General features: G+C 74.0%; 26 protein-coding genes. 19 read left to right on the top strand and 7 right to left on the bottom strand.

Features of this window, described 5'->3' with window-relative positions; translation table 11 throughout:
• Nucleotides 1-16: 16 nt before the first annotated feature.
• A complete protein-coding gene (locus tag ACFPGP_RS16950; RefSeq protein WP_378591958.1) occupies nucleotides 17-1534 on the bottom strand; it encodes a DEAD/DEAH box helicase in 1518 nt (505 codons plus the stop codon).
• A 137-nt stretch (nucleotides 1535-1671) separates the two neighbouring features.
• Between ACFPGP_RS16950 and ACFPGP_RS16945 the strand changes: the two genes are divergently transcribed.
• Complete coding sequence (locus ACFPGP_RS16945; protein WP_378591956.1) at nucleotides 1672-2385, top strand: ferritin-like fold-containing protein; 714 nt, start codon at nucleotides 1672-1674, stop codon at nucleotides 2383-2385.
• Between the two features lie 6 nt (nucleotides 2386-2391).
• Here ACFPGP_RS16945 and ACFPGP_RS16940 read toward each other — a convergent pair whose 3' ends face one another.
• Nucleotides 2392-2616, bottom strand: coding sequence for a DUF3107 domain-containing protein (locus ACFPGP_RS16940; protein WP_378591955.1), 225 nt, complete (start codon nucleotides 2614-2616; stop codon nucleotides 2392-2394).
• 23 nt (nucleotides 2617-2639) lie between these two features.
• Nucleotides 2640-3275, bottom strand: coding sequence for a TetR/AcrR family transcriptional regulator (locus ACFPGP_RS16935; protein ID WP_378591953.1), 636 nt, complete (start codon nucleotides 3273-3275; stop codon nucleotides 2640-2642).
• A gap of 287 nt (nucleotides 3276-3562) precedes the next feature.
• On the opposite strand from ACFPGP_RS16935, the gene moeZ reads away from it, so the two are divergent.
• The 9 genes from moeZ to ACFPGP_RS16890 all read left to right on the top strand — a co-directional run bounded on the left by moeZ (nucleotide 3563) and on the right by ACFPGP_RS16890 (nucleotide 11301).
• Nucleotides 3563-4780: an adenylyltransferase/sulfurtransferase MoeZ gene (gene moeZ, locus ACFPGP_RS16930; protein WP_378591952.1), complete on the top strand. Its 1218-nt coding sequence runs from the start codon at nucleotides 3563-3565 to the stop codon at nucleotides 4778-4780.
• Between the two features lie 128 nt (nucleotides 4781-4908).
• Nucleotides 4909-5784: a hypothetical protein gene (locus tag ACFPGP_RS16925; RefSeq protein WP_378591950.1), complete on the top strand. Its 876-nt coding sequence runs from the start codon at nucleotides 4909-4911 to the stop codon at nucleotides 5782-5784.
• 88 nt (nucleotides 5785-5872) lie between these two features.
• Nucleotides 5873-6754: a hypothetical protein gene (locus ACFPGP_RS16920; RefSeq protein WP_378591949.1), complete on the top strand. Its 882-nt coding sequence runs from the start codon at nucleotides 5873-5875 to the stop codon at nucleotides 6752-6754.
• A 48-nt stretch (nucleotides 6755-6802) separates the two neighbouring features.
• Nucleotides 6803-7540 (top strand): DUF4129 domain-containing protein, encoded by a 738-nt coding sequence (locus ACFPGP_RS16915; RefSeq protein WP_378591947.1) that lies wholly within the window; start codon nucleotides 6803-6805, stop codon nucleotides 7538-7540.
• Between the two features lie 11 nt (nucleotides 7541-7551).
• Nucleotides 7552-8007, top strand: a complete 456-nt coding sequence (locus tag ACFPGP_RS16910) for a hypothetical protein (RefSeq protein ID WP_378591946.1) — start codon at nucleotides 7552-7554, stop codon at nucleotides 8005-8007.
• Complete coding sequence (locus ACFPGP_RS16905; RefSeq protein WP_378591945.1) at nucleotides 8004-9101, top strand: AAA family ATPase; 1098 nt, start codon at nucleotides 8004-8006, stop codon at nucleotides 9099-9101. Before ACFPGP_RS16910 ends, ACFPGP_RS16905 begins: the two co-directional genes overlap by 4 nt.
• Nucleotides 9098-10399 carry a DUF58 domain-containing protein gene (locus ACFPGP_RS16900; protein ID WP_378591943.1) on the top strand — a complete coding sequence of 434 codons (1302 nt, stop codon included), beginning with the start codon at nucleotides 9098-9100 and terminating at the stop codon, nucleotides 10397-10399. The genes ACFPGP_RS16905 and ACFPGP_RS16900 overlap by 4 nt, the downstream gene beginning before the upstream one ends.
• Complete coding sequence (locus ACFPGP_RS16895; RefSeq protein ID WP_378591941.1) at nucleotides 10399-10971, top strand: hypothetical protein; 573 nt, start codon at nucleotides 10399-10401, stop codon at nucleotides 10969-10971. Before ACFPGP_RS16900 ends, ACFPGP_RS16895 begins: the two co-directional genes overlap by 1 nt.
• A 6-nt stretch (nucleotides 10972-10977) precedes the next feature.
• Nucleotides 10978-11301: an MGMT family protein gene (locus ACFPGP_RS16890; RefSeq protein WP_378591939.1), complete on the top strand. Its 324-nt coding sequence runs from the start codon at nucleotides 10978-10980 to the stop codon at nucleotides 11299-11301.
• 15 nt (nucleotides 11302-11316) lie between these two features.
• Here ACFPGP_RS16890 and ACFPGP_RS16885 read toward each other — a convergent pair whose 3' ends face one another.
• Genes ACFPGP_RS16885 through ACFPGP_RS16875 form a run of 3 tightly spaced genes read right to left on the bottom strand, consistent with a single transcriptional unit; the run spans nucleotide 11317 to nucleotide 14866 of the window.
• The gene (locus ACFPGP_RS16885; RefSeq protein WP_378591938.1) at nucleotides 11317-12741 is read right to left on the bottom strand and encodes a YlbE family protein; all 1425 of its coding nucleotides are present in this window, start codon (nucleotides 12739-12741) and stop codon (nucleotides 11317-11319) included.
• The gene (locus ACFPGP_RS16880; RefSeq protein ID WP_378591937.1) at nucleotides 12738-14144 is read right to left on the bottom strand and encodes an FdrA family protein; all 1407 of its coding nucleotides are present in this window, start codon (nucleotides 14142-14144) and stop codon (nucleotides 12738-12740) included. Before ACFPGP_RS16880 ends, ACFPGP_RS16885 begins: the two co-directional genes overlap by 4 nt.
• On the bottom strand, nucleotides 14141-14866 hold the full coding sequence (locus ACFPGP_RS16875; RefSeq protein WP_378591936.1) for an oxamate carbamoyltransferase subunit AllH family protein: 726 nt from the start codon (nucleotides 14864-14866) through the stop codon (nucleotides 14141-14143). The genes ACFPGP_RS16880 and ACFPGP_RS16875 overlap by 4 nt, the downstream gene beginning before the upstream one ends.
• 79 nt (nucleotides 14867-14945) lie before the next feature.
• Between ACFPGP_RS16875 and ACFPGP_RS16870 the strand changes: the two genes are divergently transcribed.
• The 8 genes from ACFPGP_RS16870 to ACFPGP_RS16835 all read left to right on the top strand — a co-directional run bounded on the left by ACFPGP_RS16870 (nucleotide 14946) and on the right by ACFPGP_RS16835 (nucleotide 23886).
• Nucleotides 14946-16205, top strand: a complete 1260-nt coding sequence (locus ACFPGP_RS16870; RefSeq protein ID WP_378591935.1) for a PucR family transcriptional regulator — start codon at nucleotides 14946-14948, stop codon at nucleotides 16203-16205.
• A gap of 162 nt (nucleotides 16206-16367) precedes the next feature.
• Nucleotides 16368-17732 (top strand): uracil-xanthine permease family protein, encoded by a 1365-nt coding sequence (locus tag ACFPGP_RS16865; RefSeq protein ID WP_378591974.1) that lies wholly within the window; start codon nucleotides 16368-16370, stop codon nucleotides 17730-17732.
• Complete coding sequence (locus tag ACFPGP_RS16860) at nucleotides 17729-18553, top strand: FAD binding domain-containing protein (RefSeq protein ID WP_378591934.1); 825 nt, start codon at nucleotides 17729-17731, stop codon at nucleotides 18551-18553. Before ACFPGP_RS16865 ends, ACFPGP_RS16860 begins: the two co-directional genes overlap by 4 nt.
• Nucleotides 18554-18566: 13 nt before the next feature.
• Nucleotides 18567-19055 (top strand): (2Fe-2S)-binding protein, encoded by a 489-nt coding sequence (locus ACFPGP_RS16855; protein ID WP_378591933.1) that lies wholly within the window; start codon nucleotides 18567-18569, stop codon nucleotides 19053-19055.
• Nucleotides 19052-21445, top strand: coding sequence for an aerobic carbon-monoxide dehydrogenase large subunit (cutA, locus tag ACFPGP_RS16850; protein WP_378591932.1), 2394 nt, complete (start codon nucleotides 19052-19054; stop codon nucleotides 21443-21445). Before ACFPGP_RS16855 ends, cutA begins: the two co-directional genes overlap by 4 nt.
• Entirely contained in the window at nucleotides 21442-22059 is a 618-nt protein-coding gene (locus tag ACFPGP_RS16845; RefSeq protein ID WP_378591931.1) for an SRPBCC family protein, read from the top strand. Before cutA ends, ACFPGP_RS16845 begins: the two co-directional genes overlap by 4 nt.
• The gene (locus ACFPGP_RS16840; RefSeq protein ID WP_378591930.1) at nucleotides 22056-23453 is read left to right on the top strand and encodes an amidase; all 1398 of its coding nucleotides are present in this window, start codon (nucleotides 22056-22058) and stop codon (nucleotides 23451-23453) included. Before ACFPGP_RS16845 ends, ACFPGP_RS16840 begins: the two co-directional genes overlap by 4 nt.
• 10 nt (nucleotides 23454-23463) lie before the next feature.
• Nucleotides 23464-23886 carry a RidA family protein gene (locus ACFPGP_RS16835; RefSeq protein WP_378591929.1) on the top strand — a complete coding sequence of 141 codons (423 nt, stop codon included), beginning with the start codon at nucleotides 23464-23466 and terminating at the stop codon, nucleotides 23884-23886.
• 354 nt (nucleotides 23887-24240) lie between these two features.
• Here the strand turns inward: ACFPGP_RS16835 and ACFPGP_RS16830 are convergent, their stop codons facing one another.
• A complete protein-coding gene (locus tag ACFPGP_RS16830) occupies nucleotides 24241-24828 on the bottom strand; it encodes a GrpB family protein (RefSeq protein ID WP_378591927.1) in 588 nt (195 codons plus the stop codon).
• 197 nt (nucleotides 24829-25025) lie between these two features.
• Here ACFPGP_RS16830 and ACFPGP_RS16825 point away from each other — a divergent pair, with 197 nt between their 5' ends.
• Nucleotides 25026-26231, top strand: a complete 1206-nt coding sequence (locus ACFPGP_RS16825; RefSeq protein WP_465263268.1) for a fatty acid desaturase family protein — start codon at nucleotides 25026-25028, stop codon at nucleotides 26229-26231.
• Nucleotides 26232-26542: the final 311 nt, after the last annotated feature.

Below are 26542 nucleotides of genomic sequence, written 5' to 3'. Positions count from 1 at the left end.
GTGGAGAACCGTGTGGTCAGGCGGACTCGGAGGCCGGGGCCGACGCGTCCGAGGCGGACCGGCCGGAGCCACCGCGGCGACGACGACGGCGACGCGGGGCGCCGCCCGACGACTCGGAGCCCTCGGCGCTGCCCGAGCCCTCGGACGCCTGGACGGCCTCGCCGCCGGTCTGCGAGGCAGCCGTGCCGGCGGGCTCCTCGCCCTCGACGGGGCGGCCGTTGCGCGTACGGCTGCGGTTGCGGTTGCGGGCCGGACGCTCGGACTTCTCGCGGGGCCGGTCGCGCTCGCCCCGGTCGGGCTTCTCGCGCGGCGGGAGCGGGGCGGGGTCCTTGATCCGGCCCTTGGTGCCCGGCGGGATGCCCTGGTCGTGGTAGAGGTGCTCGCTGGTGGAGTAGGTCTCCTGCGGCTCGTCGAAGGGCAGGTCGAGCGTGCGGTTGATCATCTTCCAGCGGTGGAGGTCCGCCCAGTCCACGAACGTGATCGCGGTGCCGGTCGCGCCGGCCCGGCCGGTGCGACCGATGCGGTGCACGTAGGTCTTGTCGTCCTCGGGGCAGGTGTAGTTGACGACGTGCGAGACGTTCTGCACGTCGATGCCGCGGGCGGCCACGTCGGTGGCGACGAGCACGCGGAGCTTGTCCTCGCGGAAGCGGGTCAGCGCCTTCTCGCGGGCGACCTGCGCCATGTCGCCGTGCAGCGCGCTGGCGGAGAAGCCGCGCTCGGCGAGGTCGTCGGCGACCCGCTGCGCCTGCCGCTTGGTGCGGGTGAAGACGATCATCTTCTCGGCGTCCTCGGCCTGCAGCACCCGGCCGATGATCTCGGGCTTGTCGAGGTCGTGCGCCTGGTAGATGAACTGCGCGGTGGCCGGCACCATCGTCGTGTCGTACGACGACTCGGCGCGGATGTTCATCGGGTGCCGCATGTGGATCCGGGCCAGGCTCACGATCGCGGCCGGCATGGTGGCCGAGAACAGCATCGTCTGCCGGGTCTCCGGCGTCATCGAGATCAGCTTCACGACGTCGGGCAGGAAGCCGAGGTCGAGCATCTCGTCGGCCTCGTCGAGCACCAGTGCGTGCACGTGCGAGAGGTCGAGGGCCCGGCGGTTGGCCAGGTCGATCAGGCGGCCGGGCGTGCCGACCACGATGTCGACGCCCGAGGCGAGCGTGTCGAGCTGGGTGTCGTAGCCGACGCCGCCGTAGACGGTGAGCACGCGCAGCCCGAGGTCCTTGCTGGCGAGGTGGAGGTCGCCGGAGACCTGGAGCGCGAGCTCGCGGGTCGGGGCCACGATCAGCGCCTGCGGCTTGCCCTGGGGCAGGTCGGCGTACGCCGGGTCGGAGGGGGCGACGCTGCGCTGCATCACGGGGATGCCGAAGGCGAGGGTCTTGCCGGTGCCCGTACGGGCCTGGCCGATGAGGTCGGTGCCGAGGAGCGCGACCGAGAGGGTCATCTCCTGGATGGCGAAGGGGGTGGTGATGCCGCCGCGCTCGAGCGCGTCGCAGATCTCGGGAAGCACCCCGAGCTCGCGGAAGGTGGTCATGGAATTGTGTCGCTTTCGTGAGTTCGGTCGAGCGGCTGACCAGGAGCCGGAACCCACGGGAAACCATCAGCCGCGCACATACGGGCCGGGCCGCGAGGGCGGCCTCAGCGGGGTCAGTCTATCGATAGGCTGCGACCATGACTGCATCCTCGCCCGCGAGCCCCGCCGACGAGGGCAGCCTCGCGCTCGAGGACCTCTCCTACCGCGCTGCCGTGATCGACCTGCTCGGCGCGATCGCGTACGGCGAGATCTCGGCGTTCGAGCGGCTCGCGGAGGACGCCACGATGGCGCCGTCGCTGGAGGACAAGGTGGCGATCCTGGCGATGGCCGCGACCGAGTTCGGCCACCTCGAGCTGCTGCACGACCGGCTGCGCGAGCTCGGCGCCGACCCCTATGCCGCGATGGCGCCCTTCCGCGTCGCGCTCGACAAGTTCCACGAGCACACCGCGCCGTCCGACTGGTTCGAGAGCCTGATCAAGGCGTACGTCGGTGACGGCATGGCCGCCGACTTCTACCGTGAGATCGCGGCCTACCTCGACCCCCGCACCCGCGACGTCGTCGTGGCCTCGCTCAGCGACGCCGGGCACTCCGACTTCGTCGTCGACCGGGTCCGTGGCGCGATCGAGCAGGACCCGCGCCTCGGCGGGCGGCTGGCGCTGTGGGGCCGCCGGCTGATGGGGGAGGCGCTCACCCAGGCCCAGCGGGTCGCCGCCGAGCGCGACGCGCTCTCGTCGCTGCTCGCGGGCGGCATCGACCGCCCCGGGCTCGACCTCGCCGCGATCGGCCGGATGTTCACCCGGATCACCGAGCTGCACACCGACCGGATGGCACGGCTCGGCCTCGACGCCTGACCGGGGTCAGTGGCGGAAGCCGACGGCTCCCTGCACGCCGCCGCCGATCTCGACGTAGCTGATGCGGTCGGCGGGCACGATCACCCGGCGACCCTTGTTGTCGCTGAGCGTGAGCACGCCGCCCTCGGCCTTGACGGCCTCGCTGACGAGGCGCTCGACCTCCTCCGCGGTCTCGCCGGTCTCGACGGTGATCTCGCGGGGGGCGTTCTGGACGCCGATCTTGACCTCCACGTGTCGGTCTCCTGTTCGGGGTGTCAGTGGTCGTCGGTGAGGGGGTAGCCGCGGATGCCGCGCCAGGCCAGGCCGGCGACCAGCGAGGCGGCGTCGGACTTGCTGATGCCGGCGGCATCGGTGAGCCAGAAGCGGGCGCTGACCTGGGCCATGCCGACCAGCGACACCGCGAGCAGCCGCGACGGCACGTCGGGCAGGCCGGTGTCGTCGTGGATGACGTCGGCGATCATCGCCGCGCACTCGCTGGTCACCCGGTCGACGCGCTCACGCACGGCGGGCTCGTTGGTCAGGTCGGACTCGAAGACGAGCCGGAACGCTCCGGAGTCGCCGCCGACGTACTCGTAGAACGCGGCCATCGTGGCCTCGACGCGCTGCTTGTTGTCCTGCGTCGAGTCGAGGGCGGCCTTGCACTGCGCGATGACGTTGTCGGCCGAGGCGTCGAGCAGGGCGAGGTACAGCTCGAGCTTGCCGGGGAAGTGCTGGTAGAGCACCGGCTTGGAGACGCCGGCGCGCTCGGCGATGTCGTCCATCGCCGCGGAGTGGTAGCCCTGCGCCACGAACACCTCCAGCGCAGAGTCCAGCAGCTGGGCGCGCCGTTCCTGTCGCGGCAGACGGCCGCCGCGCGGGCGGGCGCCGGTGTCCACGCTCTCGGTGCTCATCGAGCTGGTCTCCTCGTGTCGGGCATCGGCGCGAGCCTACCCGTACGCCGCGAGGGGCCCTGCGAACGAGGCCCCTCCCGGACCGGGTGTCTCTTCCGGTTGCTCCGGGTGACGCCCTCACCGGCGACCTCGACCGCAAGGTCTGCGGATTCTCGTCCCCGACCCGCACGTCCGGATGACGAGAGCGGCGCGGACCCGGACGCGGCGGCCGGGAACATGGAGCACCGCAGCGGTGTTGACCCCGACGTCCGCAGCAGAACCCAGGTCCCCGTCCGAGGAGTGCCCCCGTGACCTTTCCCGCGCTCGTGGAGCCGGCCGCCGAGCTCACCATCGACGAGGTGCGGCGCTACAGCCGGCACCTGATCATCCCCGACGTCGGGATGACCGGGCAGAAGCGGCTCAAGAACGCCAAGGTGCTGGTGATCGGCGCGGGCGGCCTCGGCAGCCCGGCGCTGATGTACCTCGCCGCGGCAGGCGTGGGGACGATCGGCATCGTCGAGTTCGACGAGGTCGACGAGTCGAACCTGCAGCGCCAGATCATCCACGGCCAGTCCGACGTCGGCCGGCCGAAGGCGGAGTCGGCGAAGGAGTCGGTCGCCGAGATCAACCCGCTGGTCGAGGTCGTGGTGCACGCGGAGCGGCTCGACAACGACAACGTCTTCCGGATCTTCGAGGGCTACGACCTCATCGTCGACGGCACTGACAACTTCGCGACCCGCTACCTGGTCAACGACGCGGCGTACTTCCTGCAGATCCCCTACGTGTGGGGCTCGATCTACCGCTTCGACGGCCAGGCGTCGGTGTTCTGGCCGCACGCGACGCTCGAGGACGGCACCTCGGCCGAGGCCCCGTGCTACCGCTGCCTCTACCCCGAGCCCCCGCCGCCGGGCATGGTCCCGAGCTGCGCGGAGGGCGGCGTGCTCGGCGTGCTCTGCGCCAGCATCGGCTCGATCCAGGTCAACGAGGCGATCAAGGTCCTCACCGGCATCGGCGACCCGGCCGTCGGCCGCCTCGTCATCTACGACGCCCTCGAGCTGGAGTGGCGCAAGCTCAAGGTCCGCAAGGACCCCAACTGCGCGCTCTGCGGGGAGAACCCCACCGTCACCGGGCTGATCGACTACGACGACTTCTGCGGCGCGATCTCCGACGAGGCCGCGGACGCCGCTGCCGGTTCGACGATCTCGGTGACCCAGCTCGAGCACATGCTCAAGGAGCGCGAGGAGGGCACCCGCGACTTCGTGCTCGTCGACGTGCGCGAGCCCAACGAGTACGAGATCAACAAGATCCCCGGCTCGGTGCTGATCCCCAAGGGCGACTTCCTCAACGGCTCGGCCCTCGAGCAGCTGCCCAGCGACAAGCAGATCGTCATGCACTGCAAGTCGGGCGTGCGGTCGGCGGAGACGCTGGCGATCGTCAAGGGTGCGGGGTACGCCGACGCCGTCCACGTCGGTGGCGGCGTGGTCGCCTGGGTCAACCAGATCGACCCGAGCCAGCCGTCGTACTGATCCCGCGGGGCCTCCAGGTCCGCCAGCACGCGCGGGCTACCCGCGCGTAACCCGGGTGTGTCACCCCTCGTTGGTGGGTGAACCGCGCCGCCCTGCTGGGGCGGCGCCCTCACGGGAGGACCCACCCCATGACGACGAGGCGTGCTCTGCTCCACCCGGTCACGACGGCGGTGGCGTCGTTGCTGACCGCCGTCCTGCTCGTGCTCCTGCTGTCACCCCAGCCCGCCGCCGAGGCGTCGGCCTGGGCGCCGGCCGACACGGCAGCGATCCACCCGGGAGTGCAGGCCTACACCGCGGGCGCCCAGTGCACCGCCAACTTCGTCTTCGCGGACGGCGCCGGGAACGTCTACGTCGGGTACGCCGCGCACTGCGCCGGCACCGGAGCCGCGACCGACACCAACGGCTGCGACGCGGCCTCGCTGCCGCTCGGCACCCGCGTGACCTTCGCCGAGGGCGGTTCGCTGGTCAGCGAGGGCACGCCGGTCGGCCACGGCACGCTCGCCTACTCCTCGTGGCTGACGATGCAGCAGCGCGGCGAGACCGACGCCGACACCTGCGCCTACAACGACCTGGCGCTGGTGAGGGTCGACGCGGCCGACGTCGCGAAGGTGAACCCGAGCGTCCCGTTCTGGGGAGGCCCGACCGGCGTCGACACCGCCGGCACCGTCGCCGGCGACACCGTCTTCTCCTACGGCAACTCCAGCCTGCGGGCCGGCATCACTGCGCTCTCGCCCAAGCAGGGGATCAGCCTGGGCACCGACAGCGAGGGCTGGAACCACCCGGTCTACACGCTGACCCCCGGCGTGCCCGGCGACTCCGGCAGCGCGTTCCTCGACGCCGACGGCCAGGCGCTCGGCGTGCTCTCGACGCTGGCCCTGGCGCCGCTCGCCGGCTCCAACGGTGTGGGCGACCTCGGCCGCGAGCTGGGCTACGCCCAGGCCCACGGCGGCATCGCCGGCCTGGTGCTCGCACCGGGCACGGAGCCGTTCTCGCCGGTCCTCTGAGACCGACCCGACCCCGTCACCGTCTGGGCATGGTGCCGGAAGGGCCCCGACCGCGTAGCCGGTCGGGGCCCTCGCTCGTTCACCGGGCATGACCGTCCGTCGCGCACCTCTCGCGGGCCTGCCGCTCGCCCTGCTCGTCGTCCTCCTGCTGGTCGCGTCGGTGGCGCCGGCGGGGCAGGCGGCGCCGTCCGCGCGGGATGCGAGGTGGGCGCCCGCCGCGACGGCGACCATCCACCCCGGCGCCCAGATGCTGACGAAGGGCGCGCAGTGCACGGGCAATTTCGTCCTCGCCGACAGACGGGGCCGGGTGTACGTCGGGTACGCCGCGCACTGTGCGGGGCTCGGCGAGGCGACCGACACCGACGGCTGCGCCACCGGCTCCCACCCGCTCGGGACCCGCGTCGCCTTCGTCGAGGGCATGGACCCGGCGCAGGCGGGTGAGGTGGTCGGGCACGGTCGGCTCGCGTACAGCTCGTGGCTCACGATGCAGCAGCGGGGCACCACCGACGCCGACGCCTGCGCCGCCAACGACTTCGCGCTCGTGCGGGTCAGCCGCGGCGACCGGGGCGAGGTGAACCCGTCGGTGCCGTTCTGGGGCGGCCCCACCGGGCTCTCGTCCGCGGGTGCCGCTGCCGGCAGCAGCGTGTACTCCTACGGCGGCTCGAGCCTGCGGCCGACGACGCTGCTGTCGCCGAAGGCCGGGCTGTCGCTGGGCCGGACCTACGGCGGCTGGGGCTGGGACGTCTACACGGCATCGCCCGGCATCCCGGGCGACTCGGGCAGCGGGTTCCTCGACGCCGACGGCGCCGGCTTCGGCACCCTCTCGACCGTCGCGGTCGCGCCTCTGGCCGGCTCCAACGGGCTCGGCGACCTGCGGCGCGAGATCGCCTTCGCCCGCGAGCACGCCGGGATCGCGGGCCTGCACCTCGTGCGCGGCACGGAACCCTTCGCGGCCGTCCCCGGACTGTGACCCGAGCGTGACCCGCCGGGTCGGCGGGCACGGGTAGGTTCTCGCGACGTGAAGCCTGCCCGCGCCGCACTGACCGCTGTCGTCGCGGTCGTCGGCGTGCTGCTGGCGGTCGTGCTGGTCTCGTGGACCGCGAGCATCGGTCCGAGCGGCGTGCTCACGGGGAAAGGACCCGACCAGAACCTCGGCGTCACGCCCACGCTCTCGCCCACGGAGAGCTTCGACACGAGGGGCGTGACCCGCCCCGAGGACCTCGCGCAGCAGACACCCGAGAGTCATCCGGTGCTGGCCGCGCTGGCTCTGGCGCTGATGATCGGGCTGGCCCTGGTGGTGCTCTTCCTCGGCCACACGGCGTACCGCACCTGGCGCGAGGACCGCGAGGCCCGGCGCCGGGCCCGGCGCGAGGAGCTCGACGTCGAGTTCGACGTGCTCGACGCCCCGCCCGAGGTGGTCCGCGCACTCGTCGCCGACGTGCTGGACGACGCCGCCGCGCAGGAGCGGATCCTGACCGAGGGCACGCCGCGCAACGGGGTGGTGGCGTGCTGGCACCGGTTCGAGGTGCTCGCCGGTGCCCACGGCCTGCGGCGCCGCTCGTGGGAGACGTCCTCGGAGTTCACCATCCGGGTGCTCGACCTCGTCGGCGCCGAGGGCCACGCGGTGACCGAGTTCGCCGCGCTCTACCGCGAGGCGCGCTTCTCCGAGCACGAGGTGGGGGAGGCGCAGCGCGCGCAGGCGCTCGAGGCGCTGCGCCGGATCCACGCCGACCTCGGCGCCGGGAGGCCGGCGTGAGGCGCCGCTGGGTGACGCGTGCCGTGGTGCTCGTCGGGGTGGCGCTCGTCGCCGACGTCGCGCTGACCTGGCTCGACTACCGGCCCGACCACCTCAAGCTGCTGCTCGTGGTCGTCGTGGTGCTCGGCTCCGTGGTGGTGCTCATCGACACGATGGTCGACTCCGAGCCGGGCTGGGACGTCGAGCCGCTGCGGCCGATGACGGTCCCCGGCAGTGACCACGGGCTCTCGTCGTACGTCCGCACGATCGAGGGGCACCTCTCGGCCGCGTCGCCCGACGCGGCGCTGCGCGACCGCCTGCGCCGGCTCTGCGACGAGCGGCTGCAGCGCCGGCACGGGCTCACCCGTGACGACCCCCGGGCCCGCGACCTGCTGGGGGACGACCTGCTGGACGACCTCGCCGGACCGCCCCAGCGGCTGTCGCGGGCCAGGATCGATGACCACCTCACGAGGATCGAGGAGCTGTGACGGACAACGGGGACACCAGCGACGCCTTCCGGCGACCGGACGGGCCGGGCGAACCGCCGACCGACCGGCCGAGCACACCGGCGACATCTCCCGCGAGCGCGCGGCGGGGCGGGCCGCACCCGCAGGTCGCGGAGGCCTCGGCCACGGCGCAGCGGGTGCTCGACGAGGTGGAGCGGGCCGTGGTCGGCAAGCGCGACGCGCTCGGCCTGGTGCTGGCCGCGATCCTGGCCAAGGGTCACGTGCTGCTCGAGGACCTCCCGGGTCTCGGGAAGACGCTGGCCGCGCGGTCGTTCGCCCGGGCGCTGGGGCTCGACTTCACGCGGGCGCAGTTCACCCCCGACCTGCTGCCGGCCGACCTGACCGGCTCGTTCCTCTACGACCAGCGCGACCGGACCTTCGAGTTCCGCAAGGGCCCGCTGTTCACCGGCCTGCTGCTCGCCGACGAGGTCAACCGCACGCCACCCAAGACCCAGTCGGCGCTGCTCGAGGCGATGCAGGAGCGGCAGGTCACGGTCGAGGGCGAGACCTTCCCGCTGCCCGAGCCCTTCCACGTGCTCGCCACCGCGAACCCGATCGAGTACGAGGGCACCTACCCGCTGCCCGAGGCCCAGCTCGACCGCTTCCTGCTGAGGGTGCGCTTCGGCTACCCGAGCGGCGAGGAGGAGTACGACGTGATCGCGCGCCGGCTCGAGCGCCAGCGCGAGGAGGTCGACCTCGACCAGGTCACCGACGCCGGCGGCCTGCGCGCGCTGCAGGCCGCGGTGGAGACGGTGACCGTCGACGCGAGCGTCGGGCGCTACTGCGTCGACCTGGTCGCGGCCACCCGCAGCCACAGCGACGTGCTCACCGGGGCTTCGCCGCGCGGGTCGCTCGGGCTGGTGCTCGCCGCCCGGGGCTTCGCGGTGCTGCGGGGCCGCGACTACGTGATCCCCGAGGACGTCAAGGCGGTCGCGCGGTCGGTGCTGGCCCACCGGATCACGGTGCGACCCGAGCTCTGGATGACCGACGCCAGCGGCAGCCGGGTGGTCGACCAGGTACTGGCGAGCGTGGCCACCCCGGCGACGCTCGAGCGCTCGGCGGCCGGTCGGTCGTGACCGGCTGGCGGGTGACCGGGGCGCTGCGCCGCGCGGTCGCCGTCGGCGGCCTCGGTGCGGCGCTGGCCGCGCTGCTCGGCGACCCGGTGGTGCTGGTGCTCACCGCGCCCTTCCTCGGGTACGCCGTGCTGGCGCTGGTGCACCGCCCGTCGACCACCCCTCACGTGGCCAGTCGGCTCGAGCACACCACGCTGCACGAGGGGCAGGGCACCCGCGCCGTGCTCGAGGTCGACGACCTCAGCGGCGTGGAGCACGTGGCGCGGCTGGGTGCCTCGGCGCCGTTCGTGGCCACCCACCCCGCCGACGGGCGGGTGGGCGGACTGGTGCCCCGCTCGGGGGGCGTGGGTCCGGCCGAGGTCGTGGAGACCAGCCCGCGGCGGTGGGGCCGCCGCACCCTGGGCCACGAGTCCGTGGCACTGACGAGCCGCTGGGCCGGGTACCGCTGGGGCCCGGTGGTGCAGGGTGGCCGCGAGCTGACCGTGCTGCCGGTCACCGCGCCGTACGACTCGAGGGCCGAGGCGCCGCACCCGGTCGGTCTGGTCGGGGCGCACCGGTCGCGACGCGCGGGCACCGGCACCGAGTTCGCCGACATCCGCGCCTTCCACACCGGCGACCGCCTGCGCCGGATCAACTGGCGGGTCTCGCTGCGCACCGGAGACCTGCACGTGGTCAGCACTCGCGCCGAGGAGGACACCGGCGTGCTGCTGGTCGTCGACGCGCTCGCCGACCACGGACGGTCCGGTGGCCTCGACGGCGGCGCCAGCAGCCTCGACGTGAGCGTGCGCGCATCGGCGGCGATCGCCGAGCACGCCGTGCGCCGCGGCGACCGTGTCGGCCTGCGCGTGGTGGCGCCGAGCGGCGCACTCGTGCGGCCCGCATCGGGGCAGCGCCACCTGCGCCGCCTGCTCGGCCGGCTGGCGGTGGTGCGGCCGGGGCCGCTGGCAGCGCGGGAGGGGGAGCTGACCTTCGGGGCGGTCGGCGGCAGCGTGGTGGTCGTGGTGTCGCCGATGCTGTCCCCGGAGATCGGGACGGCGACCGCCACCCTGGCCCGTCGCGGCGTGGCGGTGCTCGTGGTCGACCCACTGCCGCACGACGTCGAGCCGGCGGTGATCGAGGGGACCGACCCGGTCGTGGCCGACCTGGCGTGGCGGATGCGGCTGCTCGAGCGTGACCAGGTGCTCGCGCGGCTGGCGGCGATCGGCTGCCCGGTCGTGCCGTGGCGCGGGCCGGGCACCCTCGACGAGGTGCTGCGCCGGCTGGCCCGGCGCGCCCAGCTCCCGACGGTGCGGGTGCGGTGATGGCGAGGGTGAGGCGGCGGCGCGAGATCGGCGGATCCGTCGGCGGCTTCGAGCTGCCGTCGCGCTGGACACCCGCGCAGTGGGCGGTGCGCGCGGTGATGGTGGGCGGGCTGCTGCTCGGCTGCTTCTCCACCGCGCTGCTGGGGGAGTGGCCGGCGTGGTGGTTCGCGGTGGTCATGGTCGGGCTGTCGCTCGGCTACGCCACGGCGCCCGAGCACGCCTTCGGCACCGTGGGCATGCTGCTCGCGGCCTGCTGGTGGGGGATCGCCTTCCGCGGCGACCCGTCGCCGGTCGCGCTCGTGGGGGCGGCGGGGCTGCTGGCCTCCCACCTCGCCGGGGTCGTCGCGGCGTACGGTCCCGGCCGGATGGCACTCGACCTCGCGACCGTGCTGCTGTGGCTGCGGCGTGGCGTGCTGCTCTTCGTGCTCGCCGTCGCAGCCCTGGCGACCGCGCTGCTCGTGGCCGACGAGCCGGAGCCCGTCGGCCTCTGGGGCGCCGGCGTGCTGGTCGTGGCGCTCGCGACCGGGGGCCTGGCGGCGGTGATGGCACGCGGCCAGGACCCCGAGGGCTGAGCCGGCGTGCGGATCGACCCGGAGGAGTACGTCGAGCTCGTGCTGCGCTGCGTCGAGCAGGTCCCGCGCGGCCGCGTCACGACGTACGGCGCGATCGCCGAGGTCGTCGGCGAGCGCGCGGGTGGCGGCGGCCCGCGCCAGGTCGGCGCGATCATGGCCGCCCACGGCGGCCCGGTGCCGTGGTGGCGGGTCGTCCGCGCCGACGGGTCCCTGCCGCCCAGCCACCAGGGCGAGGCCCGGCAGTGCTACCTCGAGGAGGCCACCCCGCTGCGCCCCTCCGGCAACGTCGACCTCGCGCGGGCGTTCTTCCGCCCGGTGCTCGGCGGCTGAGCCCGGGCCGCTGCGTCATACGTTCCGTCGGTCAGGACCGGCAGACCGTATGACGTCCGCCGTGGCCGCCAGCTCGGCCAGCCGGGCGAGGGCCTTCGGGAAGACCTCGGCCGGGGGCGTGACCAGGCCGGCGCCGACCTGGCCGACGCCGGCCACGCGGCCGGCCATGCCGGTGTTGATCTGGGGGAGGATGCCGGTGCGGCAGACGCGGGTGACGTCGATGCCGGTGGGTACGCCGCGGAAGTCGAGCACCGGGATGGTCCAGCGGGGGTTCTCGCCGAGCGTGATCTCGTGCATGCGCCGGGTGGTCGCGAGGGCGTCGGGCACCGATCCGCCGACGAACCGCACGATCGCGGGTGCCGTCGCCATCGCGAAGCCGCCGAGCCCGGCGGTCTCGGTGATCGCGGAGTCGCCGATGTCGGGGTTGGCGTCCTCGGGGCCGTAGTCGCCGAGGTAGAGCCCGTCCGCGAGCTGCGCCGGGCCGGTGAACCACTCGTCACCGGTGCCGGAGACCTGGATGCCGAAGTCGGTGCCGTTGCGGGCCATCGCGACCACCATCGTCGAGCCCGGGACGCCGCGCGCGGCGTCGAGCGCGAGCTTGCAGGCGGGCATCGCGAGGTTGAGGAAGAAGTGGTCGTTGCCCCCGACGAACCGCAGCGCCTCAGCGACGTCGGACGACGGCACTCCGCTCGCGACCATCGCCGGCGAGAGGTCGCGCAGCAGCATCAGCGTGCCCGCGCGGTTGCGGTTGTGGGCCTCGTCGCCCATCTGGAGCATCTGGGTGAGGATGCCGGTCACGTCGACCGGCCCGGCGGCCCGCACCGCGTCGCGCAGCAGCGGCCCGAGCACGGCGCCCATCCAGCGCAGCCGCTCGAGCACCTCCGGTGCGTAGGCGCCGTAGCGCAGCACCTTGCCCAGTCCCTCGTTGAGCGTGCAGTGGGTGCGGGCACCGGTCGCGGGGTCCTCCAGCACGAAGACCCACATCGACGGCGTGACCACACCGGCCATCGGCCCGACCGTCCGGCGGTGGTGGCAGGGCTCGAGCGACACCGACCCGGCCTCGAAGAGCGCGGCGGCGTCCTCGGGGTCGTCGACCAGGCCCTCGAGGGCGGCCCCGCCCATGAGCGCACCGCGCAGCGGCCCCGACGCGCGGTCCCACCCGATCGGCGGCCCGGCGTGCAGGAACTCGCCCCGCTCGAGCCCGAGCACCTCCGACGCGGGCCCGACGTCGACGAGGTGGGCGGTGACACCGAGCACCGCCGCGAGCGCCTGCTCGTTGGCGGCCCGGCGCCGGGCGTCGGCCGCGACCGCGACCAGGTCGTCCTCGGTGCCCGGCATCGGCGGGCGCCAGTCGACGCGCGTCACCCCGGCGGCCTGGGCCTCGACCGCGTCGGCGAGCAGGCCGGCGCCCACGCCGACGACGTGCTCCGCGGACGTCATGCCGCACCTCCCGCGGCTCCGGCGAGCTGGACCGCGCGGCGCGCGGCCCGGGCGTTGGACAGGTGCACCTCGGCACCGGCCTCGACCAGCGCGGCGACCTGGCGGTCGCGTCCCTGCGGGTCGCGGGAGGTGCCGACGACCGTCACCACGACGGGTTGGTCGAGCGCCCTGATCGCGGGTGCCAGCCGCGCCGCGGGGTCGGGCTCGGCGCCGTGCCCGAGGACGACGTCGAGCAGGACCACGCCGGTCTCGGGCAAGGCGCCCACCGCCGCCAGCCGCTCGAGCCGCAGCGTGGGGTCGATCATCGGGTGGGCGCGGCCGCGGGTGTACTCGTCGTCGCCGAAGTCGGTGAAGCTGCCGTCCACCCCCAGCGCCTCGGCCACCAGACGCGCCTCGGTGCACAACGTGCCACCGACGAAGAGCCCGTGCAGCCGCCCGCCGCGGCCCTGCCGCGCGCGGCCCGCGACCGGCCACGCGGGGACGGGGCGCCCCAGCTGGGCCAGCGTCGCCTCCGCGACGGCGGTCAGGTCGCGCCGGCCGGGTCCGAGCAGCCCCGACCCCACCGGCGTCGTCAGCTCCCCGACGTACGACGCGAGCGCGGCCGCGACCTCGTCGGCCGGCGGCTTGGAGACGAGCACCACGACCTCGGTCGCGGGGTCGGCGTCGAGCCTGCGGAGTGCCTCGCGGGTGGCCGCGCCGCCGACCTCGGCGGAGAGGTCGCGCCCGCCCACGCCGAGCGCGTGCGAGATGCCGACGCCGGCGTGGTCGAGCAGCGCGAGCAGCTGCTGGCAGCCGGTGCCCGACGCGGCGACGATGCCGACCGGGCCGGGGGCGACGGCGTTCGCGAAGCCCAGCCCCACGCCGCCGACCACCGCGGTGCCGCAGTCGGGCCCCATCACCAGCAGGTCGCGCTCGGCGGCCAGGCGCTTGAGCGCGACCTCCTGCGCCACGGGCACGTTGTCGCTGAAGACCATCACGTCGCTGCCGGCCTCGAGCGCGTCGACCGCCTCGACGAAGGCGCTCGCGCCCGGCACCGAGACCAGCACCAGCGCACCCGGGGCGAGGCGGAGCGCCGAGGCCGTGGTGTGGGGCGGCTCCTCGGCCGCCTCCGACGTACGCCGTGCCGGCGCGCGCAGCGCCTCCTCGACGGCGGCCAGGGCCCGCTCCAGGGTGCCGTCGTCGGCGTCGGGCGCGAGCCGCACGGCGACCACCAGGTCGTTCGGGCCGGTGCCGTCGGGCACGGTGAACCCCATCGTGGTGAGCACGTCGACGTTGAGCGCGGTGGCCATCGCCACCTGCCCGGCGGCCACGCCCGACACGTCCTGCAGCACCCGGCTGACGTCGAGCAGCGCGACGGAGTCGGCGTACGCCCCCGGGCGCACCTCGACGTGGACGGCGCTCACGCGGCGATCCTGCCGATCCCGTCGTCCACGTCGACCGAGGAGCGCCGGCCCAGCGCCAGGGCCGCGCCCGCGAGCAGCCCGGCACCCGACGACGCGCCGACGGCGAGCACGGCGTCCGCGGCCGCGGCCTCGCGCGGCGTCTCCAGCGCGGCGAGCCAGACCCCGAAGGCGGGCACCACCTCGCCCCGGACCGCGCAGTCGAGCAGCGTCGCCGAGAGCAGCGTGGTGCGGCCGGCGAGCGCGCCCACCCGGGCGTCGACCTCGTCGGTCGCGATCCCGGCGGCCCGGTGCACCGCCAGCCACCCGCACAGCACGTCGTCGCCGTACGGCGTGAGGCCGGGGCCGAGCCCGACCAGCCGGTCCACGTCCGCGAGGTCGAGCGTGCCCGGTCGCACGAGAGCCGGGTCGATCCGCGGGACCCGCACGTCGACGAGCCGCGCGACCGGCAGCGGCACGCCGCCGAGGTGCAGCACCCCGCCGGCCACCACCGCCCGACCGTCCGGCACCTCCGCCAGCCGCGAGCGCAGCCCGCAGGGCACCGGCACGGCCGCCCGCGAGAGCACGCCGACCGCCCGGTCGCCGGGCTCGCCACCCAGCGCGACGTACACGGCGTCGGGCCCGCGGTGCACGACCTCGAGCGGGCCGTCGGCGGCGGCGAGCAGGCCCGCCACCCGGGGCGACGCGGCGACCGGGACCGCGGCCGGCAGCGAGGCGTGGCTCATGCCTTCCGACGCTAGCGGCGGGCCGATACGTTTGCCGATGTGAGGTTGTGCCGAACAGACCCGTGGAAGGGTGCAAGTCTTGCCAGCCGTTGACCCGACCGCCGCGCTGGCGCGGGTCGACGCGCTGCACACGGCCCTGACCGCGATCGTGCTGGAGGGCGGCGACCTCGCCGGCATCGCGGCCGAGGTGGCGCGGGTGCTCGACCTCGGCGTGCTCGTCACCTCGACCGACGGCCGCGAGCGCGCCGCCCACCTCGCGCCCGGCCACCGCGACCTGCTCGAGGCCGCGGGCCTGGTCGACGACACCGGCCGGGTCCGCGTGGAGCGGATCGACCCGGCCGGCACCCCGCTGGCCGACGGGCAGGTGCGCTGGCTGCGCGTCGCCGCCGGCGGCGACGACCTGGCGCGGATCGTCGTGCTCCGTCCCGGCCAGCAGGTCGGCGCGGCCGACGTGCACGCGCTCGAGCGCGCGGCCACCGTCGCCGCGCTGCTGATCACCCGCGAGGAGGCCGTCACCGCCGTCGAGAACAAGTACCGCGGCGACTTCCTGCGCGACGTCTTCCTCGGCCGCGCCGGGGACCCGGCGTACGTCGAGGCGCACGCGCGCACCTTCGGTTGGGACCTGCGCCGCCCCGTCGTCGTGGTCGCGGCCGAGCTCGACCCCGACGAGCAGGGTGAGACGTCGCCCGAGGCGCGGCGCTGGCAGGAGCGGTTCGCCGCCGCGTGGCGGCAGGTGACCGCGCGCCTGCACGCGGAGGTGCCGACCGTCGACTTCTCCTCGCAGGTGGTGGCGCTGCTGCCGGTCCCCGACGAGGAGGGCCCGGGTGTCACGGGGGAGAAGGTCGTGCACGAGGTGGTCACCGAGGTGGCCGGCGACAAGGGCGGGGGCCGCCGGCCGTTCTCGGTCGGAGTGAGCCGCCGCGTGACCTCGCTCGAGGAGATGCCCGACGCCTTCGCCCAGGCCTGCCGGGCGGTGCAGGTCGGCCGCCGGGTGCGCGGGGGCGCGTCGACGACGTTCTTCGACCAGCTCGGCGTGCACCGCCTGATCGCGCTGGTCCCGGACGCCGGCGAGCTGCGCGCCTTCGTCCGCGACGTGCTCGGGCCGCTGGCCGAGGACACCACCGAGGCCCGCGACCTGCGCGAGACGCTGCGGATCCTGCTCGACACCAACTTCAACGTCGCCGAGGCCGCACGCCTGCAGTTCTTCCACTACAACACGCTGCGCTACCGGGTCGGCAAGCTCGAGCGGCTCCTCGGACCGCTCTCCTCCGACCCCGACCTGCGCCTCGACGTCGCCCTCGCGCTGCGGGTGCTCGAGCTGCACGACGTCGCTCCATAGGGCGCCGGTCCCGGCGACCTTTGCCAGCCGTCGCGGCGCTGCTCCGGCAGATCGTGCCGTCGAGGGTGTGTGATGGGCGCCACTAGCGTGAGGCGCCTCGGTCGAGCTGCCGCCGGCCGAGCCCTCGAGGGTCATCCAGTGCGCAGGAGGTCCGTCATGTCGATGTTCAGCTGGACCGTCGTCGATCCGGGTCCCGGTCAGCCGGTCGCCCCCCAGCAGCGACTGCCGTGGGGCAAGACGATCGGCGTCGGGGCGCAGCACGTCGTCGCGATGTTCGGGGCGACGTTCGTGTTCCCGATCGTCATGGGGCTCGACCCCAACCTCGCCATCATGTTCTCGGGCATCTGCACGATCCTGTTCCTGCTCATGACGAGCAACAAGGTGCCGAGCTACCTCGGCACCAGCGCGTCGTTCGTGGCCAGCGTGGCGGCCATCCGCAGCCAGGGCGGCGACTCCGCCGACGTGACCGGCGCGATCATGGTGGCCGGCATCGTGCTGGCCCTCGTCGGGCTCGCGGTCCACTTCGGTGGGTCCGGCATGATCCACAAGATCCTCCCGCCGGCGGTCACCGGTGCCGTCGTGATGCTGATCGGCTTCAACCTCGCCCCGGTCGTCGCCCAGATCTACTGGCCGCAGGACCAGTGGGTGGCCCTGCTCACCGCCACCTTCATGGTGTGCGCGGCCGTGCTGTTCCCCGGTTTCTGGTCCCGGATCGCGGTGCTGCTCGCGCTGGTCTTCGGCTACCTGGTCTCGTGGCTCTTCGACGCGGTGTTCGGCACCATCAATTCCTGCGGAGGCCAGGGGTGCACGCCGACCGAGCACGACCGGGTCACCTGGGCCGGCGTCGAGGCCGCGGACTGGATCGGCTTCCCGAGCGGCACGCTCTCGGACGGCGTCAGCGTGGTGCACGGCCCGAGCTTCAGCCTCACCTTCATCCTGCTGGTGCTGCCCGGCGTGATCGCGCTGATCGCGGAGAACACCGGTCACGTCAAGGCGGTCGCGGAGATGACCGGCGACGACCTCGACCCCTACATGGGCCGCGCGATCGGTGCCGACGGAGTCGCGACCGCGCTCGCCTCGGCCTTCGGCGGCGCGCCCACCACGACGTACGCCGAGAACATCGGCGTCATGGGTGCGACCAAGGTCTACTCGACCGCGGCGTACTACGTGGCGGCCGCGGTCGCGATCCTGCTCGGTCTGTGCCCCAAGTTCGGTGCGGTCGTGAGCGCGACACCCGGCGGCGTGCTCGGCGGCATCACCGTGGTGCTGTACGGGATGATCGGTCTCGTGGGCGCGAAGATCTGGGTCGAGAACCGGGTCGACTTCGGCGACCCGGTGAACCTGGTCGGCCTGGCGGCCGGCATCATCGCCGGCATCGGCGGGGTCACCCTCACCTTCACCGACGACTTCGAGCTCTCGGGCATCGCGCTCGGCACGATCATGGTGATCGTCTACTTCCACCTCGTGAACCGGCCGCACCGCACGCACCCGCACGCCGGGGCCGACGAGGTGACCAGGGCGCTGTGAAGCCTGCCCCCTTCGCCTACCGCCGTCCGGGGACCCTCGAGGACGCCCTCGAGGCCCTGGCCGGCGCCCCCGGCGCCAAGGTGCTGGCCGGCGGCCAGAGCCTGGTGCCGCTGCTCTCCATGCGCCTCGCGGCGCCGTCGCTGCTCGTCGACCTCAACGGGGTCCCCGGGCTCGACGGCATCCGGGTCGGCGACGACGGGGTGCGGGTGGGGGCGCTGGCCCGCCACGCCGACGTGCTCGCCTCGGCCGAGGTGGCAGCGGCCCAGCCGCTGTTGCCCCTGGCCCTCGGGCACGTCGCGCACGCGACCATCCGCAACCGGGGCACGCTCGTCGGCTCTCTCGTCCACGCGGACGCGGCCGCCGAGATGCCGATGGTGCTGCGCCTGCTCGGCGGCACGCTCGAGGTCGCCTCGACCCGTGGGCGTCGTACGGTCGCGGCCGACGAGCTGTACGTCGGACCGCTGGAGTCGTCGCTGGCCCACGACGAGATCGCGGTCGAGGCGTTCTTCCCGGCGCTGCCGGTCGGTGCGGGCGTGGGCTTCGAGGAGGTCTCGCGCCGCCAGGGCGACTACGCGCTCGTCGGCGTCGGCGCCGTCGTGCACGGCGAGCAGGTGCGGGCGGGGTTCCTCTCGGTCTGCGACGTGCCGACCGTCGTGGACCTGTCCGGGGTCGCCGACGACGACCTCGGTGACCGCGCGCTCGAGCACCTCGACCCGGCCGCCGACGTCCACGCGAGCGCCGACTACCGCGCGCACCTGGTGCGGGTGCTGACGGCGCGCGTCGTGGAAGCCGCCCGTGCGGGTGCGAGGGTGGCTCCATGACGAGGGAGCGGCGGTGAGCGAGGAGCGGCACGACGTCCGGCTGAGCGTCAACGGCGTGGTGCGCGAGCTGCGGGTGCCGGCGCGTCGCCTGCTCTCCGACGCGCTGCGCCACGACCTCGGGCTGACCGGCACCCACGTCGGCTGCGAGCACGGCGTGTGCGGCGCGTGCACGGTCCTGCTCGACGGCCGCCCGGTGCGCGCCTGCCTGCTGCTCGCGGTGTCGGTCGCGGGCCAGGAGGTGACCACGGTCGAGGGGCTCGCCGAGCCCGGCGGCGCCCTGAGCCCGGTGCAGCAGGCGTTCCGCGAGTGCCACGGGCTGCAGTGCGGCTTCTGCACGCCCGGCTTCCTGACCACGGTCACGGCCGGCCTGCGCGACAACCCGACGCCCACGCACGACGAGGCCCGGGAGATGGTCGCCGGCAACCTCTGCCGCTGCACCGGCTACCAGAACATCGTCAAAGCGGTCGAGCGTGCCGCCGAGATCATGGCGGACCACTCGTGACCACCAGGCTGATGGGCACCAAGGTGCCCCGCGTCGAGGACGACCGGATGCTGCGCGGCCGGGGCCGCTACGTCGACGACGTGCTGTCGCAGGCCCCGGGCACCCTGCACGCCGCCGTGCTCCGGTCGCCGCACGCCCACGCGCGGATCGTCGACATCGACGTCTCGGGCGTGCTCGACGTCGAGGGCGTCCACGTCGTCTGGACCCACGACGACCTCACGGGCGCGATGGCCGAGCCGCTGCCGCTGCTGATCCCGCACCCCGCGCTCACCCACGGCCGCACCCAGCACGCGCTGGCCCGCGACGAGGTCAACCACGTCGGCGAGGCGATCGCCTTCGTCGTCGCCGACGACCGCTACGTCGCGGAGGACGCCCTCGACCGCATCCGGGTGGAGTACGACGTGCTCCCGCCCGTCGTCGGCATCCCCGCAGCCCGCGCCGCCGGGCACCTCGTGCACGACGACGTGCCCGGCAACGTCGGCGCCCGTCTCGAGCAGGAGAACGGCGACGCCCGCTCTGCCGTCGCGGCCGCGCCGCACCGCCTCGAGCTCGACCTCACCGTCGAGCGCAGCGCGTGCACGCCGCTCGAGGGGCGCGGGGTCGTGGCCCGCTGGGACCCCGACGTCGGCCGGATGACCGTGTGGTCCTCGACCCAGACCGCCACCGGCGTGCGCGCCGCCGTGGCCGCCAAGCTCGGCCTCGACCTCGGCCAGGTCGACGTGATCACCCCTGACGTGGGCGGCGGGTTCGGCGTGAAGATCAACCACCCGTGGCCCGAGGAGCTGCTCGTGCCCCTGGCTGCGCGTGCCCTCGGCCGCCCCGTGCGCTTCACCGAGGACCGCCGCGAGCACTTCATCTCCTCCGCGCACGAGCGCGGGCAGGTGCACCACGTCGAGGTCGGCTTCGACGACGAGGGCCGGGTGCTCGGGCTCGACGTGCAGTTCTGGCACGACCACGGCGCCTACACGCCGTACGGGCTCATCGTCCCGATCATCACCTCGACCCAGCTGCTCGGCCCCTACAAGCCGGGCGCCTACCGGGTCGTCTTCGAGAGCCTCTACACCAACACCGTGATGGTCACGCCCTACCGCGGGGCCGGGCGGCCGCAGGGCTGCTACGTCATGGAGCGCACCATGGACGCGATCGCGGCCCACCTCGGCAAGGACCGCACCGAGGTGCGCGCGGTCAACTTCATCCAGCCCGACGAGTTCCCCTTCGACCAGGGCCTGGTCTTCCAGGACGGCCGCGAGCTCGAGTACGACTCCGGTGACTACCCCGCCTCGCTCGCCAAGCTCAAGGAGCTCGTCGGGTGGGACGAGTTCCCGGCCTTCCGCGCCGAGATGGCCGCACAGGGGCGCCGGGTCGGGATCGGCCTGGCCTGCTACGTCGAGGGCACCGGCGTCGGCCCGTACGAGGGCGCGCACGTGCACGTCGAGACCTCGGGCAAGGTCAAGGTCTCGACCGGCCTCACCACGCAGGGCCAGGGACACGCCACGGTCTTCGCCCAGCTCGTCGCCGACGAGCTCGGGGTGCGGCTCGAGGACGTCGAGGTGACGACCGGCGACACCCGCCGGATGCCCTACGCCGTGGGCACGTTCGCCTCGCGGGCCGCGGTGATGAGCGGCTCGGCGGTGCACCTCGCGGCCCGGCGCACGAAGGAGAAGGCACTGCGGATCGCGGCCGAGGCGCTCGAGGCGGAGCCCGAGGACCTCGAGATCGCCGACGGCGTGGTGTCGGTCAGGGGCACCGGCGCCTCGATCGACCTCGGCACCGTCGCCGTGCTCTCCAACCCGCTGCGCTACGCCTTCGACGAGGCCTCCAAGGCCGCGACGCAGTTCAGCGTCGGCGACCCGGGCAAGCCGCCGGTGGCCGAGGACGACGAGCCCGGGCTCGAGGGCAAGGACTTCTACAGCCCCGAGCGGTCCACCTTCGCCTCCGGCATGCACGCGGTGGTCGTGGAGACCGACCCCGACACCGCCGAGGTCACGATCCTCAAGTACGCCGTGGTGCACGACTGCGGCCGGCTGATCAACCCGATGATCGTCGAGGGCCAGATCCACGGCGGCGTCGCGCAGGGCGTCGCCGGCGCCCTCTACGAGCGGATGGCGTACGACGAGGCCGGGCAGCTGCTCAACGCCTCCTTCATGGACTTCCTGATGCCCTACGTCACCGAGGTGCCCGACGGCATCGACATCGACCACCTCGAGACCCCGTCGCCGCTCAACCCCCTCGGCATCAAGGGGGCCGGCGAGGCGGGAGTGATCCCGTCGGCCGCCGTGTTCGCGGCGGCGATCGAGGACGCCGAGGGCATCCCGATCACCGCGATGCCGATCTCGCCGTCGGAGCTCTTCGAGCTGCGCCGGCGCCGTGCCACGGAGGAGGACCGATGAAGATCGCCGGCAGCAACACGATCCCCCACCCCGTCGACCGGGTCTGGGACGCGCTCCTCGACCCCGCCGTGCTGGTGCGCACGCTGCCCGGCTGCGAGCGGCTGGTCGCGACGGACGACCACCACTACGACATGACCGTGACCGCCGGCGTCGCGGCGATCCGCGGCACCTACGACGGCACCTGCGCGCTGTCGGACCTCGTCGAGCGCGAGTCGCTGACGATGCGGCTGCAGGGCGCCGGTGCTCCGGGCACGGTCGATGCGACGGTCGCCGTGCGGTTCGAGCCCGCGAGCGACGGCACGACGGTCGTGTGGGACGCCGACGCCGTCGTCGGCGGCATGGTCGGCGGCGTGGGCCAGCGGATGCTCGGATCGGTCTCGACCCGGATGGCGGGGGAGTTCTTCGGCAACGTCAGCGACGCGCTGTCGGGCCCGGTCGCCGGAGCAGCGCCGTCGGTCGAGCCGGTCGAGACCACGGGTGCCGCCCAGCGCGTCTTCACCGCCCCGCCCCGCGCCGGCGGCCGCGACGACTTCCTGCGCGGCATCGCGGTCGGTGCCGGTCTGGTGCTGCTCGGCGTCGTCGCCGGCGGCATCTTCGGGCGGCGCCGGTCGTGACCGACCTGTCGGTGGACTCGACCGCCGTCGACCAGGCGATCGCCGTGCGGTCGCGGCGGATCTCCGCGCGCGAGCTGCTCGAGCTCCACCTCGCCCGCATCGCCGAGCGCAACCCGACCCTCAACGCGATCATCTCGCTCGACGAGGAGCGTGCCCGGGCCGGCGCGGCCGCGGCCGACGAGCACCTCGCCCGCGGCGGCGAGCTCGGCCGGCTGCACGGGTTGCCGCACGCGTTCAAGGACACCCACGACGTGGCCGGCTGGCGTACGACGTACGGCTCGCCGCTCTTCGCCGACCACGTGCCCGACGCCGACGACCTCGTCGTCGAGCGGGTCCGGCGCGCCGGTGTCGTGGTCATCGGCAAGACCAACGTGCCGGAGTTCGCGGCCGGCTCGCACACCTTCAACCGGGTCTTCGGCACCACCCGCAACCCCGTCGACCCCGGCCGGTCGGCCGGTGGCTCGTCGGGCGGGGCGGCGTGCGCGCTGGCCTCCGGCATGGTGCCGCTGGCCGACGGCTCCGACATGGGCGGCTCGCTGCGCAACCCTGCGTCGTTCTGCGGTGTCGTGGGGCTGCGGCCGTCATGGGGACGGGTGCCGACGTGGCCGACGACCAACCACTGGGAGACCACCGCCGTCTCCGGGCCGATGGGGCGCACGGTCGCGGACACGGCCCTGCTGCTGTCGGTGCTCGCGGGCCCCGACCCGCGCGCGCCCCACGCCCTCGGCGACCCGGGGTCGGTGTTCGCACCGCCCCTGCACGGCGCGCTCGCCGGCCTGCGCGTCGGCTGGACCCCCGACCTCGGCGGCCTGTTCCCCGTCGACCCCGAGGTGGTCGCGGTGGTCGAGGACGCCGGTCGCCTGATGGCCCGCTCCGGTGCGCACGTCTTCGCCGACCACCCGGACCTGGGGCTGGCCGACGACACCTTCCGCACGCTGCGGGCGTGGCTCTTCCAGGCCGGGTTCGGGCAGCTGCTGGCCGAGCACCCCGACGGCCTCAAGGCCTCCCTGGCGGCCAACGTCCGCGCGGGTGAGTCGCTGACCGGCGCCGACGTCGCACGCGCCTACGAGCAGCGCACCCGGCTCGCCGACGTCGCGCGCGAGTTCTTCGAGCGCTACGACCTGCTCGTGCTGCCGACCTCGCAGGTGGCCCCCTTCCCCGCCGACCAGGAGCACCCCCGCGAGGTGGCCGGCCAGCCGGTCACCGACTACCTCGCGTGGATGATGTCGGCGTACGCGATCACGGTGACCGGGTGTCCCGCGGTCTCGGTGCCGGCCGGGCACACCCCCGCCGGTCTGCCCGTCGGCGTGCAGCTGGTCGCCGCCCACGGCCGCGACCGGTTCCTGCTCGAGGTGGCCGCGTCGTTCGAGGCGGCGCGCACCTGGGGCGGATAGCGTCCACGGCATGGCCGTGCACCTGATCCGCTCCGCGACCCTCGACTCCCTGACCAGCGAGGTGCCCTACGCCTACGCGGCCGTCGTCGACGGGGGCGACCTCGTCCTCACCGCGGGCGCCTGCCCGCTGGACGACGCCGGCGACGTGGCCCCCGTCGGCGACCTCGAGGGCCAGGCCGCGCGGGTGATGGCGAACCTCGAGGCTGCCCTCGTCGGCGCCGGGTCGTCGCTCGACCAGGTCGCCAAGAGCACGGTGTACGTCGCGACGTCCGACCGCAGCGACCTGGTCACCGTGTGGAACGTGGTGCGCGCCGCGTTCGGCGACCACGACGCCCCGAGCACCCTCCTGGCGGTGCCGGTGCTGGGCTACCCCGACCAGCTGGTCGAGGTCGAGGCGGTCGCCGTGAGGCCCGCGCCACCGGCTGCGCCATAGACGACCAATTCACAAGACTTTCCCCAACCTGTGGACGATGATCCGTGTGGCTGTGGAGAGGCTGGGGCAATCCTGTGGGGGACACGCCGGAACTCCAGGAATGTCGGCGAAGTTGGCTAGATCCCCTTGCGGGCACGGGACCGGAGCACATAGAACTTCTCCCACGCACTTCCTCCGGGAAGGGCGGGATCAGCCGGAGACGACGATCCGCACGGCACCACCGGTCCGCCGGAGGAGCCGCGGTCGGCCAGGTGACGGGGCCACCGGGATCGCCGGACGAGGGCGGATCGACTGGGAGCGTCACCAGTACCGGTCACCCGAAGGGCCCTTGCAGCTCATACCTGTGAGGGCCCTTCAACCATTTCCACCTGCCTCGTCCGGGCTCCAGCCCACGCTGCTCGCCCAGCGCTCGGCCGCCTCCATCACCAGGTCGCAGACCGGGTCCTTGACGGCGTAGTAGGCCTCGACGTCGGTGGGGTGGGCCCGCGCGAGGGCGACCTTGATCCGGGCGTAGGCACCGGCAGCCGCCACCGAGTGCCGGAGGTAGTCGCGGAACAGCAGCGCGTAGCGGAAGTTGGGCCTCCCCGTCTCGCGGACGTGGAGGTGGGTCGGCCGCCACGAGGAGGGCGGCCGGAAGTAGCGCTTCTCCCACGCCCCGGGGCCGTGCACGTCGCCGGGCGGCACGTGGTCGGAGGTGATGTCCGTGCGGGTCGCGCCGAGCCGGGCCAGGGCCGGCTCGAGGCGCGGGTCGTCGAGTTCGGCGACACCGATCTGCACGTCGATCACGTCCTTGGCCGCGAGGCCGGGGACCGCGGTCGAGCCGATGTGGTCGATGCGCGCGGCCGCGGGGCCGAGCGCATCGCGCAGGAGCCGCTCGATCGCGGCGAACTCGGCCGGCCACTGCTCGTCGTACGGCATGATCAGCAGGCGCGTCGTGGGCACGGGCAGGAGTGTGGCACCGTCCGTCGTCCGCACGCACCGGCGGGCGGCCGCCAGACCGGGCTTGACCACCAGGGCAGGAACATGGCCGGATGGGCCCCGACGGACCCCGACCGGGTCGGTCCGGGGAGCCCGGGCCAGGTCCCCCGGATGACGGCGCCCGTGCGGGGGTACGGAGAGAGATGGGAGGAAGCCAGGTCGTGACGGAGCAGCGCCTCGTGCAGGAGCGCCAGAGCGTGGCCGGTGCCGCCGGAGGGCGAGAGGCCGCGGCGGTGTCGCAGCGGCCGGGCGGCCTCACCGACGCCGAGGTCGCGGAGCTCGCCGCCGAGCTCGACGCGATCCGCCAGCAGGTCCTCGACAGCCGAGGTGAACGCGACGCGGCGTACATCCGGCGTGTGATCGCGGTCCAGCGGACGCTGGAGATGGGCAGCCGGGTGGTCCTGCTCGGGAGCCGGCGCCGCGGCGCCTGGTGGGTCGGTACGACGGGTCTGGCGCTCGCCAAGATCCTCGAGAACATGGAGATCGGCCACAACGTCCTGCACGGTCAGTGGGACTGGATGCGCGACCCGAAGATCCACTCGACCACCTGGCAGTGGGACCACGCCTCACCCGCGGACCAGTGGAAGCGGGCACACAACGAGGTGCACCACACCTACACCAACATCGTGGGCCGCGACAACGACCTCGGGTACGGCATCATGCGCGTCGACGAGGCCCAGGAGTGGAAGCCCTACTACCTGCTCCAGCCGCTGTGGAACCTGGTCACGGGCTGCATCTTCGAGTGGGGCATCGCCCTGTACGACCTCGACCTCGGCGACGACATCCGCTCCAAGGCGTCGATGTCGCCGGAGAAGAAGCGCGAGGCCGGCCGGACGCTGAGGAAGGCCGCGAAGCAGGTGGCGAAGGACTACGTCGTCTGGCCGGCGCTGTCCGGCCGCGGGTGGCGGTCGACGCTGGGCGCCGTCGCCGTGGCGAACCTGACCCGCAACCTGTGGTCGCACGCGGTGATCATGTGCGGGCACTTCCCCGAGGGCGTGGAGGTCTTCGAGGTCGAGGAGCTCGACCCGGACGAGAGCCGTGGGGACTGGTACCTGCGCCAGATGCTGGGGTCGGCCAACATCTCCGGGTCCCCGGCCCTGCACCTGATGACCGGCAACCTCTCGCACCAGATCGAGCACCACCTCTTCCCCGACCTCCCGAGCAACCGCTATGCGGAGATCGCACCCCAGGTGCAGGCGCTCTGCGAGAAGTACGGGCTGACCTACTGCGCGCGTCCCCTGGTCCCGCAGGTCTACTCGGCCTGGCACCGGGTGGTGCGACTGTCGCTGCCCAACGGTTGGCTGCGCGAGACCAACCGGCACAACGTCGTCCGGCAGCTGCGCAAGCTGGTCGCACGCCCGGCCTGACCGACCGGGGGGCGCTGGTGAGCCCCGCTCACGGCGCGGTGGCGCGGGCGCACCTCGTCCCCAGCCGCGCGTGAGATCTGTGGACATCTCGGGCAGTTCTGTGGAGGAACCCCGCCCCGCCTGTGGGGGACACGCCGGAACCAGAAGAATGTCGAAGATTGTCGCCGGAATCCCTTGCGGGCATGGGATCCGAGGGCATAGAACTCTCCCACCGCTTCTCCTCCGGGGGAGGCGGGGACGGAACCGAAGCGAGAGGCACACGGTGGGGCAACCCGCCGCAGCAGCCGGGTGACGAGGCCGCTGGGCTCGCG

Origin of the sequence: Nocardioides taihuensis (assembly GCF_042657275.1) — a bacterium.
Lineage (GTDB): Bacteria > Actinomycetota > Actinomycetes > Propionibacteriales > Nocardioidaceae > Nocardioides > Nocardioides taihuensis.
Note: the sequence above shows the minus strand (reverse complement) of the source record. Positions and strands in the feature narration are given on the sequence as shown.